Source organism: Bombella pluederhausensis (genome assembly GCF_026385525.1).
Lineage (GTDB): Bacteria > Pseudomonadota > Alphaproteobacteria > Acetobacterales > Acetobacteraceae > Bombella > Bombella pluederhausensis.
The window spans coordinates 827741-844304 of sequence record NZ_JANIDY010000001.1 but is presented as its reverse complement, the minus strand read 5'-3'; the positions used below and the strand labels follow the sequence as shown (position 1 = coordinate 844304).

General features: G+C 57.0%; 18 protein-coding genes. 11 read left to right on the top strand and 7 right to left on the bottom strand.

Features of this window, described 5'->3' with window-relative positions; translation table 11 throughout:
- Positions 1–2: 2 nt before the first annotated feature.
- Positions 3–1505, bottom strand: a complete 1503-nt coding sequence (locus NQF86_RS03795) for an APC family permease (protein ID WP_266116261.1) — start codon at positions 1503–1505, stop codon at positions 3–5.
- 129 nt (positions 1506–1634) lie between these two features.
- Positions 1635–2495: an undecaprenyl-diphosphate phosphatase gene (locus tag NQF86_RS03790; protein ID WP_266116260.1), complete on the bottom strand. Its 861-nt coding sequence runs from the start codon at positions 2493–2495 to the stop codon at positions 1635–1637.
- 126 nt (positions 2496–2621) lie between these two features.
- Between NQF86_RS03790 and NQF86_RS03785 the strand changes: the two genes are divergently transcribed.
- Positions 2622–3119, top strand: a complete 498-nt coding sequence (locus tag NQF86_RS03785) for an MlaD family protein (protein ID WP_266116259.1) — start codon at positions 2622–2624, stop codon at positions 3117–3119.
- A gap of 47 nt (positions 3120–3166) precedes the next feature.
- Here NQF86_RS03785 and NQF86_RS03780 read toward each other — a convergent pair whose 3' ends face one another.
- Positions 3167–4231, bottom strand: coding sequence for an ATP-grasp domain-containing protein (locus NQF86_RS03780; protein WP_266116258.1), 1065 nt, complete (start codon positions 4229–4231; stop codon positions 3167–3169).
- A gap of 4 nt (positions 4232–4235) precedes the next feature.
- Entirely contained in the window at positions 4236–4802 is a 567-nt protein-coding gene (locus tag NQF86_RS03775; protein WP_266116257.1) for a DedA family protein, read from the bottom strand.
- A gap of 128 nt (positions 4803–4930) precedes the next feature.
- Here NQF86_RS03775 and NQF86_RS03770 point away from each other — a divergent pair, with 128 nt between their 5' ends.
- The 7 genes from NQF86_RS03770 to NQF86_RS03740 all read left to right on the top strand — a co-directional run bounded on the left by NQF86_RS03770 (position 4931) and on the right by NQF86_RS03740 (position 12015).
- Positions 4931–5956: a lytic murein transglycosylase gene (locus tag NQF86_RS03770; RefSeq protein WP_266116256.1), complete on the top strand. Its 1026-nt coding sequence runs from the start codon at positions 4931–4933 to the stop codon at positions 5954–5956.
- A gap of 112 nt (positions 5957–6068) precedes the next feature.
- A complete protein-coding gene (locus NQF86_RS03765; RefSeq protein WP_266116461.1) occupies positions 6069–7292 on the top strand; it encodes a D-alanyl-D-alanine carboxypeptidase family protein in 1224 nt (407 codons plus the stop codon).
- Positions 7279–7932 carry a dTMP kinase gene (tmk, locus tag NQF86_RS03760; RefSeq protein WP_266116255.1) on the top strand — a complete coding sequence of 218 codons (654 nt, stop codon included), beginning with the start codon at positions 7279–7281 and terminating at the stop codon, positions 7930–7932. The genes NQF86_RS03765 and tmk overlap by 14 nt, the downstream gene beginning before the upstream one ends.
- 23 nt (positions 7933–7955) lie before the next feature.
- Complete coding sequence (locus tag NQF86_RS03755; RefSeq protein WP_266116460.1) at positions 7956–8858, top strand: DNA polymerase III subunit delta'; 903 nt, start codon at positions 7956–7958, stop codon at positions 8856–8858.
- Between the two features lie 48 nt (positions 8859–8906).
- The gene (gene metG / locus NQF86_RS03750) at positions 8907–10448 is read left to right on the top strand and encodes a methionine--tRNA ligase (RefSeq protein WP_266116254.1); all 1542 of its coding nucleotides are present in this window, start codon (positions 8907–8909) and stop codon (positions 10446–10448) included.
- Positions 10445–11230, top strand: a complete 786-nt coding sequence (locus NQF86_RS03745) for a TatD family hydrolase (protein WP_266116253.1) — start codon at positions 10445–10447, stop codon at positions 11228–11230. Before metG ends, NQF86_RS03745 begins: the two co-directional genes overlap by 4 nt.
- A complete protein-coding gene (locus NQF86_RS03740) occupies positions 11227–12015 on the top strand; it encodes an MBL fold metallo-hydrolase (RefSeq protein WP_266116252.1) in 789 nt (262 codons plus the stop codon). The genes NQF86_RS03745 and NQF86_RS03740 overlap by 4 nt, the downstream gene beginning before the upstream one ends.
- A gap of 17 nt (positions 12016–12032) precedes the next feature.
- Here the strand turns inward: NQF86_RS03740 and NQF86_RS03735 are convergent, their stop codons facing one another.
- The 3 genes from NQF86_RS03735 to argH all read right to left on the bottom strand — a co-directional run bounded on the left by NQF86_RS03735 (position 12033) and on the right by argH (position 14319).
- Complete coding sequence (locus tag NQF86_RS03735; protein WP_266116251.1) at positions 12033–12467, bottom strand: hypothetical protein; 435 nt, start codon at positions 12465–12467, stop codon at positions 12033–12035.
- A gap of 245 nt (positions 12468–12712) precedes the next feature.
- Positions 12713–12904, bottom strand: coding sequence for a hypothetical protein (locus NQF86_RS03730; RefSeq protein ID WP_266116476.1), 192 nt, complete (start codon positions 12902–12904; stop codon positions 12713–12715).
- Positions 12874–14319: an argininosuccinate lyase gene (gene argH / locus NQF86_RS03725; RefSeq protein WP_266116250.1), complete on the bottom strand. Its 1446-nt coding sequence runs from the start codon at positions 14317–14319 to the stop codon at positions 12874–12876. The genes NQF86_RS03730 and argH overlap by 31 nt, the downstream gene beginning before the upstream one ends.
- Positions 14320–14329: 10 nt before the next feature.
- Between argH and NQF86_RS03720 the strand changes: the two genes are divergently transcribed.
- Genes NQF86_RS03720 through NQF86_RS03710 form a run of 3 tightly spaced genes read left to right on the top strand, consistent with a single transcriptional unit; the run spans position 14330 to position 16549 of the window.
- Entirely contained in the window at positions 14330–14902 is a 573-nt protein-coding gene (locus tag NQF86_RS03720) for a TlpA disulfide reductase family protein (protein WP_266116249.1), read from the top strand.
- Between the two features lie 10 nt (positions 14903–14912).
- On the top strand, positions 14913–15704 hold the full coding sequence (locus tag NQF86_RS03715) for an N-formylglutamate amidohydrolase (protein ID WP_266116248.1): 792 nt from the start codon (positions 14913–14915) through the stop codon (positions 15702–15704).
- Entirely contained in the window at positions 15701–16549 is an 849-nt protein-coding gene (locus tag NQF86_RS03710; protein ID WP_266116247.1) for a shikimate dehydrogenase, read from the top strand. The genes NQF86_RS03715 and NQF86_RS03710 overlap by 4 nt, the downstream gene beginning before the upstream one ends.
- The last annotated feature ends 15 nt before the right edge of the window (positions 16550–16564 follow it).

The following is a 16564-nucleotide window of genomic DNA, read 5'->3' as shown; positions in this document are numbered from 1 at the left end:
TTTCAGGAAGGAGGCTGCTTCATGGTGGAATTATGCCGTCCATAGAACAGATAGGTCGCAAAACCCAGCCCTGTATAGATGATGAAGAAAATGAGCGGGATAACGTTACCGTGCAGGGTCACATGTATGATGTTCAGTCCCAGCGGCACGATCATGCAGAGGCAGAAGAAGATGCCTAGCAGAGGCGTGGTTCCCAGCCAGATACCCCGGATGCGGATACCTCCCAGCGGCACCTGAAATGGACGTGGCGTATCGGGCGCCTTGTTGCGCTGCCAGATAACCGTAAAGCAGACAATGGCGAAAGCGAGCGTGGTGCCAATGCAGAGCAAGTCCCCCAGCAGAGCGATAGGCATGGTAGCGCTCATAAGCCCCATGACGAGGCCCAGTAGTAACGTAGCCAGCCATGGCGTTCTGAAGCGTGGATGTACAACGCTGAAGAAGCCCGGCAGGAGCCCGTCATGGCTGATGGCATGGACCATGCGGGAAATGGCATAGAGCAGCCCTATCAGTACGGAGAACAGCCCGATCGTAGCCCCGGCATTGATGAGGAAGGCAAGCCATGGCTTCTGCATCAGCCCTGTGGCAACGGCGAGCGGGTCCGCCACATCCAGCATCTGATAAGGGGCAACGCCCAACAGGACAGCGGCCACGGTGACATAGACCAGCGTGCAGATGATGAGACTGCCGATGATCCCGATGGGGACGTCCCGGGTCGGGTTGCGGGCCTCGGCGGCAGCGGTGGAGACGGTTTCAAATCCGCCATAGGCAAAGAAAATGATGGAAGCCGCTCGGAAGATACCTGCCACGCCAAAATGGAAGTTCCCTTGAGAGGGCGGGATAAAAGGGTGCCAGTAGGCTGGATGGAGATAGAATAGCCCAACCCCGACAAACAGGGCCAGCACACTGATTTTGACACAGACAAAGAGCGTATTAAATCGTGCTGCGGCCTCAATGCCACGCACGAGCACCAGGCTGATGAACAGCATGACGGCAAGGCCGATCAGGTTGACACTGGGATGAAAAGCCAGCAGCCCGCTACTGGAGTGAGGAATGGACTGGAAGGTCGTCTGTGAGATGACAGTCGGCACATGGATGCCAAACCCTTTGAGGAGGGATGTCAGATATCCTGAGAACCCTGCGGCCACGGCTGTTCCAGCGATGCCGTATTCCAGCAGAAGCAGCCAGCCTGTCACCCAGGCCATTTTCTCGCCCATGGAGAGGTAGGCATAGGCATAGGCCGAGCCTGAAACGGGAAAGGTCGAAGCCAGCTCTCCATAGCAGAGCGCTGTGAAAAGGCAGGCGGCTGCCGCAATCAGAAAGGAAAGTAGAACCGAAGGACCGGCATATTCTGCTGCGGCCGTGCCGGTAATGACATAAACACCCGCCCCGATGGCAGTCCCTACACCCATGAGTAGAAGCTGCGTGGCACCAAGGCTGCGTTTAAGGTCATGCTGACCCTTGGCAGACTGTATCTGAGAGAGGGTTTTGCGGCGTGCCTTGTTCATGATGGTCTAAGATGCGGCATGAGATGTCACGATTCCTGCATAACGGCCTGAAACGGTATGATACCGGAATGTTTTCTTTCTGGCGGTCTGGGACGTATTTGTAAATTGCGCTTGTATGTTTTTCTGCCGTCAGAGGTGAAAATGCAGGAGACAGGCACTGCCAAGGCCCGCTAGCAGGCAGTAAAGCCCGAAACCCACCAAGGTATTCTGGTTATCTTCCCGGAAGAAGCGCAGAAGCAGACGCGAGCAGATCAGCGCCGTGACGCCTGCTACGACCGCCCCGATGAGTGATTGCATGATGACGGCGTGGGAAAGAGGGGTGTGGCGGAGCTGCCACGCCTCTTTGGCTGTAGCTGCCAGAATGATGGGCTGCGCCATGAGCAGGGAAAAGCGTGTTGCGGTCAGGTGATCTAGGCCTCGCATCAACCCGCCATTGATCGTTGCCCCGGAGCGGGACAGACCGGGGAATAGCGCCAGACACTGCCAGAGCCCGATGATGAAGGCATCTTTCCAGCCAAGTTCCTGCGTCTGGTAGCTGTCGTCCTGCATGGTACGGAGGGCACGGCGACGCATAACCTCCGTCATGATGAGCAGGAACCCGTTGAGTGTCAGAAATCCAGCCACCATGAAAGGATTGGCAAAGACCAGCCTCAGATGGTGTTCAAACAGTCCCCCCATAATGACGGCTGGTATGGTGGCAACAACCAGCAGGCTGCATAGGCGGAAGGCCTTGTTACGGGTCTGGGCTGTCTGACGGGGAGAGAACAGGCCGATAAGAATGGCCCGCCAGTCCGCCCAGAAAACATGAGCCAGAGCTGCAAGCGTGCCAACGTGCAGCATGGTCAGGAAAGGTAAGAATGTAGGGCTGTGCTCATCAAGCGACCAGTGCAGCAGACCGGGAAGGAGAACAGCATGGCCCAGACTGCTAACCGGGAAAGGCTCCGTAATACCCTGAACGATGGCGAGAATGATGGCCTGAAATGTTGTCATGCGGAACCACGGTCCATGCTGGTAATGAGAGAAAGGTCAGGAAAGCCTGGTCTGATGCTGGTGAGGAGATTTCATGTATGGTAACGTTAAGTTTCTGTAGCTTTCATGAAATCAGCTTCTTCTGCCATGAAACTAGCAGACCGGAGCATGAATTTCGAGGTGTCTATGTGGGCGATCATCAAGGGGCGTGGCGGAGCGTTCATAGCGAGCAGTGTCGTTTTGCTGGCAGCTGGTGGATTCGTGATCTATGGGATGGGCCTTCTCAAAGGACCAGATCGGCACATGACAAGCTATCATGCCACATTTAGCTCCACGAATGGCCTGGCCTCTGGGGCGGATGTAGACCTTGGTGGGGTAACGGTAGGGCGTGTCCGTTCCATCACGCTGAATCCTGAAACGGCTGTTGTTGATGTGCTGTTCGCTGTGGAGGATCGGCTGAAACTGCCCGTTGATACGGCTGTGGGTATCGCTGCGCCAACCATTGGTGGGGATAATGCCCTTCAGATTCTGCCGGGGAAGGAGAGCCGGACATTGGTTGCAGGTGCAACTATTCTGGATGCCCGGCCCCTGCTTTCGCTGGAACAGCAGATCAGCAATTACATCTTTGGCGCAGGGAAGCTCTAAGAATACATCCCTGCGGGAAAAAGCTGTTTTATCTGGTGGATAACGCCTCAATCATTGGTGGGGTAAGAGGCTAGAAGGCGTCTCTGCTTGAGCCATGAGCGGAGCATGCCCAGAATACCGGAGCTTTTCCAGCCTTCCTTCTTCTTGGCGGCCCCAATCAGGAAGGTCTGCCGGTAGTGGTAGAACTGGCTGCGATAGGCTTCGGCCAGTGTCGTGCGGCGGTCCCAGATGTGAATGGCCTCTGAGCCAACACCATTGATCTCAATGATCTGGAACTCCTCACCACGTTTCAACGCTTCAGGTGAGGCCATCTTGAGGTCGATCCGGCCAAAATGGAAGTCTGGAATATCCTTCATAATGGCGTTGATACGATCGGTAAGGGCCGGCGTGATATCCTGTCGGCCATCCCGGAAGATGGACCCTTTGCAGTGATTGCCTGCAAAAACGAGGGACAGCGTTTCCCCCGTTGGTAATATATCGGTCTCCCGCCCCTGAATCCGAGGTAGATAGAGCTGCGGCACCTGCCTCATGCGTGGGTCACGCATGATGAGCTCCTTAAGGGTCGAGCGCCCATCACCAACCAGGATAGGAGCTTCCTTATATGTCAGTGATGTGATTCGGCCTGTATCCTCATTGGGGTGCCGGATGTAGAAAATACCGGCTTCCATGGGATAGGTGATGAGCTGCTGGACCATCAGCTCTATGCCCGCTGGAAAGAGAGGCAAGACAGTCCGCAGCATCTCCAGTGAGGAGATCAGTTTGACACCCGTGCCATTGCAGCCAATGTCGGGCTTAAGCACGACAGGAAAGGCCTCTCCCATATCTTCCATGGCGTTCAGGACAGCCTCTACGGCGTCCGGGCCATTTCGTATGATGCGGTAAGGCGCTATGGCCTGACGGGCCGTAGGGCCTGCCATATCAAGGATGGAGCTTTTGCTTTCTCCGCAGAGACCGCCTGTCTCAATCCTTGGATTGGCTGCCGTGGAGATGCTGAGGTCTCCGTGGCGCAGTCCCATCATGATCCAGTAGAGGACGATGGGCGTATAGAAAACGCTATCGGGCCAAAATTCGAAAAGGGACAGCGTCTTGTGATGGGCAGAAGGTGCTGTCATGAAATTATGAGTTCCTACGTTGCAGGTGGCTGATGAAACGTCCCATCAGGAAAATACACAGGATGAAACCGCCAATCCCGACCCAGCGCCAGCCGCCCTGATGCGCCAGAAGCCACCCGCCAATATGCAGGGCAAGGATAAAGAGCAGGCTCGTCCAAACCAGCGTGGCACCGATTGCTGTCAGAGCGAAAGCAAGAAACGGTGCACGGAAGAAGCCGCAGGCCGTGTAAAGCGGTAGGCGACTGCCGGGGACAAACCGGGAAATGGCAACAACACCTATGATATTACGAGAAAACCATCGCTGGGCCTGTTCTTCACTGGGGAGAGTGAGAAAGCGGCGCAGGAACGTCCAGCGGCTTCCCGCTAACCCGAGAGCGTAAAGTCCCATGTCTCCCAGAGCAACCCCGACATAAAGGCTGAAAAGCGCTACAGGAACAGAAATCTGGTTCCCTTTGGCGGCAATAGCCGCCAGAACGGTTGCAACATCTTCGAGGATAAATGTACCAAGAATGACAGAGGAGGCCTTCAGCCAGACGGGCTGGGAGGCCATGATGGCACTGATACGGATCACAGAAGGACAGTCCTGGCTTTGGTTGGCCGGGACTGTGCCACGAAACGGGCCTGTCCGCAATTGGTTGTAGAGCTGTATGGGACGTTCCCCGTTTTGATGGAGGGAGATAAGGCGTGACAGAAAACAGAATGATGAAAAGACGCAATTTTCTGGCCGCCGCCGGTGGTGTGGCCGTGACCGGCATCGGTCTGCCTGCATGGGCAGCGGGGTCGTCTGCTGCAAAGGGTGATGCGTCCCGTTATGCCGCTTTTCTGGGTGGGCTTCGTCAGCAGGCTCTCTCGGCCGGTGTGCCTGCCACGATTGTGGATCAGTCCTTAGCTTTGGCACGGGCGCCGAATCAGGATGTTTTGAAGCTGGACCGGCATCAGCCAGAATTCACTATGACATGGGCGCAGTACCGTAGCCGTGTGATTTCAGCCGCACGGGAAGATAAGGGGCGGCAGACCTACCAGCGTGTCCGGGGTACTTTGTCTCCTATCGGGCAGAGGCTAGGGTGTGATGATTCTGCCGTGATGGGCATCTGGGGGTTGGAATCAGGTTTCGGTGAACGACAGGGGCGTTTCAATGTGATTGAGGCGCTGGCTACTCTGGCATTTGATGGACGCCGGGCTGCCTTTTTTCGTAGCGAGCTGATTAAGGCTATGCAGATTTTAGCGAAGGGCGCCATCAGCCCTGCTAACATGCTGGGCAGTTACGCTGGAGCGATGGGGCAGCCGCAGTTCATGCCGAGCGCCTATCTGCGTTTTGCCGCCGATGGGGATGGTGATGGTCGCTGTAACATCTGGAGTTCCGAAGCGGATGTCTTTGCGTCCATTGCCAATTATCTGGGGCGATCCGGTTGGCAGCATGGGGAGCTATGGGGGGAGGAAGTCACCGTTCCACTAGGGAATAACGGGAAGTTTGACTCGATTGCCGCCACCAGCTCCCGTCATGCTTCGGTACATCCTGTGAGTGTATGGCAGGCTTTGGGGGTGAAGCCCGTTCAGTCTTCCGGCTTTCTGGCACCGCAGGCAACGGGCAGCCTGATTCAGCCGGATGGCCCCGGTGGACAGGCCTTTCTCGTTTATCGTAATTTCCGTGCCATACGGGCCTATAATCCCTCCGACTATTATGCGTTGGCGGTTGGGATTCTGGGCGATAGGATAACCCGGTAAATCACGCCATCTGAAGTTGCCTGGGGTGTCGTAACGGTTTTTCATCATAAGGTTCCGCTGTCGTGGCGGGGCATGCAGTGCGGGGATTGACGTGCAGACAAGACGTTCTCTCATGGGGGGAGCTGCCGGTTTTTCGGCGTGTTCCCTGCTGGCATTATCGCGGGTTGGGTATGCTGCCGGGCCACGCAGGCAGGGGCGAGCCCGTCCGGCTGAACAGGCAAAGCCGGTAGACAGCGCTACGGCCGATTCGGCTATGGGTGATGCCATGACCCCCATGGGGCCTATGCCGACCTCTGCGCGTTGGGCTTATATCCTCGACAGCACGACGAATACGGTGCTGCTCAGCCGCAATGCAGAAGAACGTATGCCGCCATCCTCATTGACCAAGATGATGACGGCCTATGTTGTCTTTGCTTTTCTGGCGTCCGGCCGCATCCGGCTGGAGCAGGAGTTTCCTGTCAGTGCCAAGGCATGGAAGATGGAAGGCTCCCGCATGTTTGTGCCGCTGGGCAGCTCCATCAGTGTGGAAAACCTGATCCGAGGGATGCTCATTCAGTCTGGTAATGATGCCTGTGTCGTATTGGCGGAAGGTATTGCAGGGTCTGAAGAACGGTTTGTCGTGCTGATGAATGAGGCCGCTCGCCGTATTGGCCTGCGTAACTCGCACTTCATGAATGTGACAGGCCTGCCTGCCGAGGGGCACTATATGTGCGCTCAGGATGTGGCTATGCTTGCCCAGCATCTGATCCGTGACTTCCCGCATTATTACGGCTTCTTTGGTGAGAAGGAGTTTACCTTCAACCATATTCGTCAGGGCAACCGGAACGTGCTGGTTGATAAGGGGCTGGCTGATGGGCTGAAGACGGGTCATACCGATGCTGGGGGTTTTGGCCTGTGTGCCAGTTCCGAGCGGAATGGAAACCGGGTCATTGTCGTCATTAATGGGACTGCCACCACGAATGAGCGTGCTCATGAAGGTGAACGGCTGATGAGCTGGGCCTTCTCCAGTTTCGAGACTGTTCAGCTGTTGCATAAGGGGCAGGTGGTCGAGCAGAATGCTGCCGTGTGGAATGGGGAGCATCGCACTGTTGGGCTGGCTGTGGCGGATGATGTCAGCCTGACCATTCCGATAGGCTGGTCCTCCAAGGTACAGATTAGTGTGGATTATCCATCTCCGATCCCGGCCCCTGTAGCGGCTGGGCAGAAGTCCGGTCATGTCTCTGTTGGTCTGCCGGGGCAGCCACGGGTCTATTCACCGCTCTATACGGTAGCCCCTGTGGCGGAACTCGGATTTGTCGGACGGCTTATGGCACGCTTCGGTCATGCTCCCCAGTAAGCGTTCAGGACTGTTCATTACTCTTGAGGGGGGTGAGGGTGCCGGTAAAACGACACAGCTTGCCCGTCTGGCCGAGCGGCTGAGGAGTGAGGGGCTGCCTGTCTATCAGACACGGGAACCCGGTGGGACGCCGGCGGCCGAAGCCCTTCGGAACCTGCTGCTTTTTGGGGAAGAAAATTTCTGCTGGCAGTCAGAGATCATGCTTCACATGGCTGCGCGAACCGATCATCTCGCTCAGGCCATTCAGCCCGCTCTGGCCGAGGGGAAGATCGTCCTCTGTGACCGCTTTCATGATTCAACATGGGCGTATCAGGGCTATGGAATTGGCGAGGCCAGACAGGACGTGCTGGACCATATCCGTTCCCTGCGGCAGCTTGTGGGAGGAGAGCCTGACGTGACATTCTGGCTTGACCTTCCCTGCGACCTTGCACGCCAGCGTGTAACCCAGCGTGGTGGAAAGCTGGATCGTTATGAAGGGCAGAAGATGCAGTTTCATCAGCGTGTCCGGCAAGGCTTCCAGCAGGTGGCCAAAGAGGAGCCGAACCGGATCGTGCGGGTTGATGCCAGCCAGTCGATGGAGGAGGTGCAGGAGCATCTTTACGGGCTGGTCAGGCAGTTTATTGCAGGCAGGACTGAGTGAGAGAGACGCTTCCGGAGCCTCGGATGGCAGCCCGTGTTTATGGGCATCAGGCAGCGATACGGCAGTTTGAGGAATCCCTGTCATCAGGGCGGCTGCATCATGCATGGCTGATTTCCGGGCCTTCCGGCATTGGTAAGGCCACTCTGGCCTTTCATCTGGCTCGCAAGCTGCTGGGTGGTAGCGATCTGGATAGCCCTGCCGGGCGGCGCATTTCCGCCGGAACGCATGGTGATCTTCTGACAATCGCCCGGAAGATGGACCCACGGAAGGGACAGCTGAAAGGGGAAATTACGGTTTCTGATGTTCAGCCGGTTCAGAGTTTTCTTCATCATACGGCAACGGAAGGCGGCTGGCGGGTCGTGATAGTGGATGGTTTGGAGAGCCTGAACCGCTTTGCCGCCAATGCCCTACTGAAGATTCTTGAAGAACCACCACCGCAGACGGCCCTGTTTTTGACAACATCGGCACCGGGTACATTATTACCAACTTTGCGGAGCCGGTGTCGCCCGTTGGCTCTTTCCGGGCTGGATGACGCTGATATGCGGGCGCTTCTGCCGGATGTGCCGGAGGCGATCATGCGCCGTGCCCATGGTTCCCCGGGGCGGGCGCTGTTTCTTGCGCAGGATAGGGATGGTGTCTGTGCGTCTCTTGTGGCCAGAGCCTTGGCCGGGGAGACGTTGGATCATGGAAATTGGGTGATTGTTACCCAGCTTGCTCGTGAAGCCGAAGGTTTTGCGCTATTGTGCGATCTGTTAGGGGAGGCACTGGCCGACCGGGCAAGAGACGCCGCCTTTGCGGGCGATCTGCCTCTGGCCGCCGATATGGCGGAACGGGCCTGCCAGTTGGGGCAGATACGTTTGCAGAGTGAGCGTTTCAACCTTGACAAGGCCGAGGCTATTCGGGAAGCCCTTGCTCTGGCCCACTGAAGGCCAGCATACTGACGATTTTGGACCATTTGGACGACAGGACGGATCATGAAGCGGCAATTCACCATCACAACCCCTATTTTCTATGTGAATGGTGCGCCGCATATCGGCCACGCTTACACTTCCATTGCCTGTGACGTGATCGCCCGTTTCCACCGTCTGGATGGCAATGACGTACTGTTCGTCAGCGGGACGGATGAGCATGGGCAGAAGGTGGAGCAGAGCGCAAAGGCGCAGAATGTTCCACCGCAGGATTTTGCTGACCGCATCTCCCAGAGCTTCCGCCAGATGCAGAAGGACATGGCGGTTCAGACGGATGAGTTCATCCGCACGACCGAGGCCCGTCATAAGAAGGCCGCTCAGACACTCTGGGAGAAGGTTGCTGAGAACGGCCATATCTATCTTGATGCTTATGAAGGCTGGTACTCCACACGGGATGAGATGTTTGTTGGTGAGGATGAGATCACCAAGCACCCGGATGGCAGCCGGACAGCCCCTTCCGGTGCGCCGCTGGAATGGGTGAGGGAGCCTTCCTATTTCTTCCGTCTTTCCGATTTTCAGGACCGGCTGCTGAAGCTGTATGAGGAAAATCCCGATTTCATCGGCCCTCATGGTCCGAAGCGGGAGGTTGTCAGCTTCGTGAAGCAGGGGCTGCGGGACCTTTCCATCAGCCGGACCAGCTTCCGCTGGGGTGTGGAAGTGCCGGGTGATCCTGACCATGTCATGTATGTCTGGTTTGATGCACTGGCGAACTATCTGACAGCCGTTGGCTACCCGGATATGAAGGATCCACGGAATATCTGCTGGCCGGCTGATGTGCATGTGGTGGGCAAGGAGATTATTCGCTTCCATTGTGTTTACTGGCCTGCCTTCCTGATGGCAGCTGGCCTGCCTCTGCCGAAGCGGGTGTTTGCTCATGGCTGGTGGACAGTCGAGGGTGAGAAGATGAGCAAATCCCTCGGCAATGTGCTGGACCCGAAGGCTCTGGCCGATGAATTCGGGCTGGATCAGCTGCGTTTCTTCCTGATGCGGGAAGTGCCGTTCGGGGGTGATTCCAATTTCAGCCGCCGGTCTCTCATCACCCGCATGAATGTCGAGCTGGCGAATGATCTGGGTAACCTTGCGCAGCGTACCCTCAGTCAGGTGGCCCGTAACCTCAAGGGGGTTCTGCCGGAGCGTGGCACCCTGACGGAAGATGACACCAGGATTCTGGCACAGGCAACCCTGCTGCCAAGCCTGACCCGTAATCACATCGAACGGCTGGCCATCAGCGATGCGCTGGAAGATATCTGGAAGCTCATCCGGGAGGCTAACGCCTATATTGACCGTCAGGCTCCGTGGGCCCTGAAGAAGGAAGACCCGGCCCGCATGGCGGATGTTCTGCGTGTTCTGGTGGATGTGATTCGCACCATTGCCACGCTGCTCCAGCCTTACATGCCGGACACGATGGAGAAGATGCTGGATCAGCTCGGTGTGGAGAAGGATGAGCGTCATATTGCCGCTCTGGAAACCCTGCTTCCCGGTGGTCGTACTCTGCCTAAGCCGCAGGGTCTGTTCCCCCGTTTCGTGGAGGAAGACAAGCAGGCATGAGGGGGCTGATCGACACACATTGCCATCTGGATAGGCTGGAAGACTTGCCTGCGGGGCTGGACTTCGCCCGTCAGGCTGGTCTGGCAGGGATGATTACCATCGGGACACGCTGGTCAGAACGGGCGAAACAGAAAGCTCTGACGGGTCATGACAGCCCGGACCTGCGCATCTGGTGTGCGCTGGGCACCCATCCCGATCACGCCCATGAAGAAGACCTGCCGAGCCTTGATGAAATGCTGGCAGAGCTGGAGGCTCCTCAGGTGGCCGCTATTGGTGAGTCCGGCCTTGATTACTTTCATGGTACGGATGAGGTGAAACCAGCTCAGCATGAGTCTTTCCGCCGTCACATAGAAGCAGCCCGTGTAACGGGCCTGCCTCTGGTCATCCATACAAGGCAGGCGGATGATGATACCATCGCCATTCTACGGGATGAGCATGAGAAGGGGGCTTTCCCTTTCCTGATTCACTGTTTTGCGTCTGGTCCCAAACTGGCGGAAGCGGCGGTGGAGCTGGGCGGCTATCTGAGTTTTTCCGGGCTTCTGACTTTCAAGAAATGTGAGGAAATCCGGGACGTGGCCCGCCATGCGCCGGAGGATCGCATTCTTGTGGAGACGGACAGTCCTTTTCTGGCACCCGTGCCAAAGCGGGGCAAGCCGAATACGCCGGGTTATGTGGTTCATACGGCGGCCCGTCTGGCCGAAGAACGTGGCCTGACAGGTGAGAAGCTGGTGGAGATCACACAGGCCAACACACGGCGTCTTTTCACAAGGGTGGCTGTATGAAGATCACGATTCTCGGTTGTGGTGGCTCCGCTGGTGTTCCCATGATCGGGGGTGAGGAAGGAACGGATACGGGTATCTGGGGGGTATGCGATCCGGCAAACCCTAAGAACCACCGTTTGCGTTCCTCCATCGTGATTGAGCATGAAGGGTTCCGTCTTTTAGTCGATAGCGGCCCGGATATTCGTCAGCAGATGCTGGCGAACGGGCTGACCCATATTGATGCCGTGTTTTATACGCACGCTCACAGCGACCATATTGGCGGGCTGGATGAGCTGCGGGCCGTTAACCGGGTGATTGGCCGTCCCATTCCACTTCTGGCCACTGCGGACGTGCTGGCGGAGTTGAGGCAGCGCTTTGATTACGCTTTTCGGCCTTGGGAAGGGGGGACGTTCTACCGTCCTTCCTTCGATGTGCAGGAAATTCCAGATCACGGCCCTATAAAGATTGGCCCGTTGGAGGGACATGTTTTTCCGCAGAAACATGGCTGGACAACGAGCCTAGGTATTCGTTTTGGCTCTTTTGCATACTGCACGGATGTAGAGAGCTTTCCGGAAGAAGCACAGGCCATGTTGCATGGCCTGTCCTGCTGGGTTGTTGGCTGCTTTCAGCGGGAGGCGCATCCCTCTCATGGCTGGCTTGGCCGAGTGATGGAATGGCGTCAGCAGTTTCAGCCCCAGAGCACGATCCTGACCCATATGGGGCCGGATATGGATTATGGTGCCCTCTGCCAGACATTGCCAGAAGATGTCAGGCCCGCATGGGATGGAATGGTGCTGGCTGCCTGAAGAAGACTTCTCAGCTCTCAGGCGGCTTCCTGCTCAAGATAGTTGCGCTCGGCAGGGCCCAGTCGGATGCAGAGAAGGCCCTGCACCCAATGGGGCATAGGCGGTAGATTGATCTGTACCATCCGTCCCCTGCCATTTTGGGCCGTAGTTTGCATGGAGGGGATAGGCAAGGACCATTCCCGTGCGCCTACGAACAGGGTCAGCTCTGCGATGGTTCTGTCTAGAACGTCTGGCGATGCCATATCAAGCAGGAGATGAGATGTCTCGGTGGGCAGGACGAAATTGTACCAGAGGCCGTTACAACGCTGGCAGGGAATCACATCGCCGGAAAGAGTTTTCAGGCTCGGTCCTGCCTCAATGGCGGGAGGGAGCTGGAAATGGGCTATGTTGCTCGTCTGCATGAAGCCATATTGGGCTGGATTTTCCAGAATGGTTTCTATCAGCGTGGTCATAACGATTACCCTGCACGAAAAACGGCCTATGGAGGGTATGGTAGGCGGGAATTCTATGGAAAATATGAATTAATAGAGATCATTTTAGGGTATTATTATTTCTGCCTATTTACGGATCATTTAACAATTTATAACAAGCCCATCCTGTTCTTTAGGGACTTGTCGGTTTTTCGTTAAAAAAACGGGCCGGAACAGGGGGATAACTGTTCACGGCCCGTTTAGTGGTGGGGTGTACGGTGCCTGTCTTATTCAGGCGGGTAAATCTGCGGGTAGGTGATCTTGTCAGAAGGGCCGGGTGCCTTAGGAGCCCCCGGTCGGCCACAGGCGGAGAGCCCCAGAAGCAGGACGCCGCTCATGAGGGCCAAAGCGGCCCTCATCATGATAGAAGACTGAAGAAAACGCACGATCATTTCTCCGTTGAGAGCCGGTCCAGCCATGCCTTGGCCTGTGCCTGAACATTGGCCGGAGCCGTACCGCCGTGGCTGGTACGGGAGGCGAGGGAGGATTCTACGGTCAGCACATCATAGAGGGACGCATTGATACCAGATTCCACGGCCTGCATTTCCTCGAGGGACAGATCAGCCAGATCACAGCCTTTCTGCTCTGCCAGACTGACCAGACGGCCCGTAACGTGATGGGCCGTACGGAAGGGCAGGCGCAGTTCCCGGACGAGCCAGTCGGCAAGGTCTGTCGCTGTGGAGAAGCCAGCTCCGGCCAGTTCTCGCATACGCTCCTTATTGGGCTTCAGGTCACGGATCATGCCTTCCATGGCAGCCAGCGACAGGGTGATGGCTGTTGTGGCGTCAAAGACAGGTTCTTTATCTTCCTGTGTGTCCTTCGCATAGGCCAGCGGCAGACCTTTCATGACGGTTAGAAGCCCGATGAGATCGCCCGTGATACGGCCTACTTTGGCACGAACCAGCTCAGCGGCATCCGGGTTGCGCTTCTGCGGCATGATGGAGGAGCCGGTGGTGAAGGCATCGGACAGGTGAACAAAATTGAAGGCAGCAGAGGCCCATTGCACGATTTCTTCAGAAAGACGGGATAAATGCATGGCCTCCATGGAGAGGACAGACAGATATTCCAGCGCAAAATCACGGTCAGACACGGCATCCAGCGAGTTCGCGGTCGGGCGGTCGAAGCCGAGGGCCTGCGCCGTCATGTCCCGGTCGATGGGGAAGGATGTCCCGGCAAGGGCAGCGGAACCGAGCGGACACTCATTCATACGGCGGCGGGCATCACGCAGGCGGGAGGCATCCCGGGCCAGCATTTCCACATAGGCCAGCAGATGATGACCAAACGTGACAGGCTGGGCAACCTGAAGATGGGTAAAGCCCGGCATGGGCGTATCGTGATATTCCAGCGCACGGCGAGCGAGGGTCCGCATCAGGGCTTCGGTCTGTTCCAGAATACCATCAATGGAATCACGCACCCAGAGGCGGAAATCGGTGGCGATCTGGTCGTTACGGGAGCGGGCTGTGTGCAGGCGCTTGCCAGCTTCGCCAATCCGTTCGGAAAGGCGGGATTCGATATTCATGTGAATATCTTCCAGCGCAGGAGAGAAGGCAAAGCGGCCTTCTTCAATTTCTTTGGCAATGTCTGCCAGACCCTGCTGGATTTCAGCTTCTTCCTGTTCTGTCAGCAGGCCAACCTTGCGGAGCATGGCGGCATGGGCGAGGGAGCCACGGATATCCTGCCGCCAGAGAATTCTGTCGAACCCGATGGAAGCGTTGATTTCTTCCATGATGGCTGCTGGACCGCTGGCAAAACGGCCACCCCACTGGGGGTTGGCAGCCTCTGCGCTGGCTGGTTTGTTTGCAGGGGAAGCGTTGCTGGTATTATTGTGCGTCATGAGGACCGATATGATCAGAAACTGGAAAAAGATTCGTACGTGCGCCGTTCTGGCGGGCTGGCTGAGTGTAGCGGCTGTGGGCTTGTGGCACAATTGTGCACAGGCTGAGGCGTTGCAGAGCCTGCAAGAGCTGGAGCCAGAACCGGCTTTGTCTGCTCCTGTCACGCTGCCTATCACGGGGCTGGGTGGTACGAAGGCAACTTTGCCTATGCAGACAGGCAAGCCTTACATGCTGCATCTCTGGGCAACATGGTGCACGCCCTGCCGTGAGGAGCTGCCGCAGCTGGCGGCGTTTCTGGATAAAAATCCTGATCTGCCGGTTATCCCTGTGGCGCTGGATAGTGGCCCGCCGGAGAAAGTGCAGGCGGCACTGCCTCATCTTCATGCTGAAGGGTTGCCCGTCTGGGTAGCGGAGCATGAGGCTGTTGATCCCTTCCTGAAAAGCCTTCAGGAGCCGGGCCTGCCCATGACATTGCTTGTTGATGCACAGGGGCAGGTACGGGCCATTTCTGATGGTGGTGTGGAGTGGAAGGATTCAGCGGCGGCCAGTACGGTCCGGTCCCTTCTTCATCAGGTTGAATAGGACGGTCACGATGAGCCAGCAGAATGGGACAGAAATTTCCCTTTTGGGAAAGGATGAAGCACAGCCTTATCATATCCATCAGGCAGTGGTTGATAGTCCCTTTTTTCTCATCAGCGATCATGCTGGGCGGGTTGTGCCAGAAAGGCTTGGTGATCTGGGCCTGCCCCGGTCGGAATGGGACCGGCATATCGCCTATGATATTGGCATCAGGGAAGTGGGCCGACATCTCCAGCAGGCTCTTGGCTGCCTGCTTGTGGAGCAGGTCTATTCCCGCCTTGTAATTGACTGTAATCGGGCAGCAGGGCATCCGACTTCCATTCCACCCGTCAGCGATGGTGCTCCCGTGCTCGGGAATCAGGGGCTCTCAGCAGTGGAGAGGATGCAGCGGGAGGAGACTATCCTTCACGCTTATCATGATGAGATTGAGCGTCAGCTTGCCCTGAGGGCACTGGATGAAACTCTGTTTGTCTCTCTGCATAGTTTTACACCAGCCATGCAGGATGGGCAGAAACGCCCTTGGGACATAGGCCTTCTGCACGATCATGACCCGCATTCAGCCAGACTGATGAGGGGGCTTCTGGAAGATGAAGGCAGCCTCTGTGTCGGGGATAATCAGCCTTATGTTCTGAACGTGCAGAACGAATATAGCGTGCCGTATCATGCCGGGCGGCGGAATTTGCCGGCTCTGGAAATTGAGATAAGGCAGGACCTCATCAGTGATGAGGTTGGGCAGCGTCTCTGGGCGGAGCGTTTGGCCCGGCTGCTGCCTCTCTTTTGGGAAAAACGGAAGGACATGGTGTGACAATAGATGGCAGGACCAGACTGGCCGGGGTGATTGGCTGGCCGGTCGAGCATTCCCGTTCTCCCATGCTGCATAATCACTGGTGCCGTGTGCATCAGGTTAATGGGGCCTATGTTCCTTTGCCAGTCGAGCCGGGACAGCTGGAAGCTGCCCTGAGAGGATTGGCCGCAGCGGGCTTCTGCGGGGTGAATGTCACGATTCCGCACAAGGAGGAGGCTTTCCGCCTCTGTGATGAGCTGACAGAGACAGCCCGCCGGGCCGGAGCCGCCAACACGCTGCGTTTTGTAGAGGGGCGGATCATTGGTGACTGCACGGATGGGACTGGGTTCTGCGATAATCTTCTGGCGCATGGCGTTACGTTAGAAGGGCGTGCCCTCATTCTTGGTGCCGGTGGGGCCGCCCGGGCTGTGGCCGCTGCCTTGCAGGATCGGGGCTGTGAGGTTTTCATTTCAAACCGTACGGCAACCCGGGCCGAGGCTCTTGTGCAGGCTCTGGGAGCCGGAACGGTTCTGGACTGGGCAGAATGGCCTGACCGACTGGGAGAGATGAGCCTTCTCGTTAATGCAACATCGCTCGGTATGGGTGGTCGTGGAGACATGGACTGGCCCGCTCTATTGCAGGCGGGACAGGCTGGGTTGAGCGTGGCGGATATCGTTTATACGCCACGACAGACACCTCTGCTGAAGGCAGCGCAGAAGCATGGATTTCGCACCGTGGACGGGTTGGGGATGCTGATCTGTCAGGCACGGGCCGGGTTTCAGGCATGGTTTGGTGTCCTGCCAGATGCCGATGAAGCCAGTTTCGACCTTCTGGCGAAGGACCTTGCCAGACATGGCCTGTCATGATGGATGAGGTTCGTG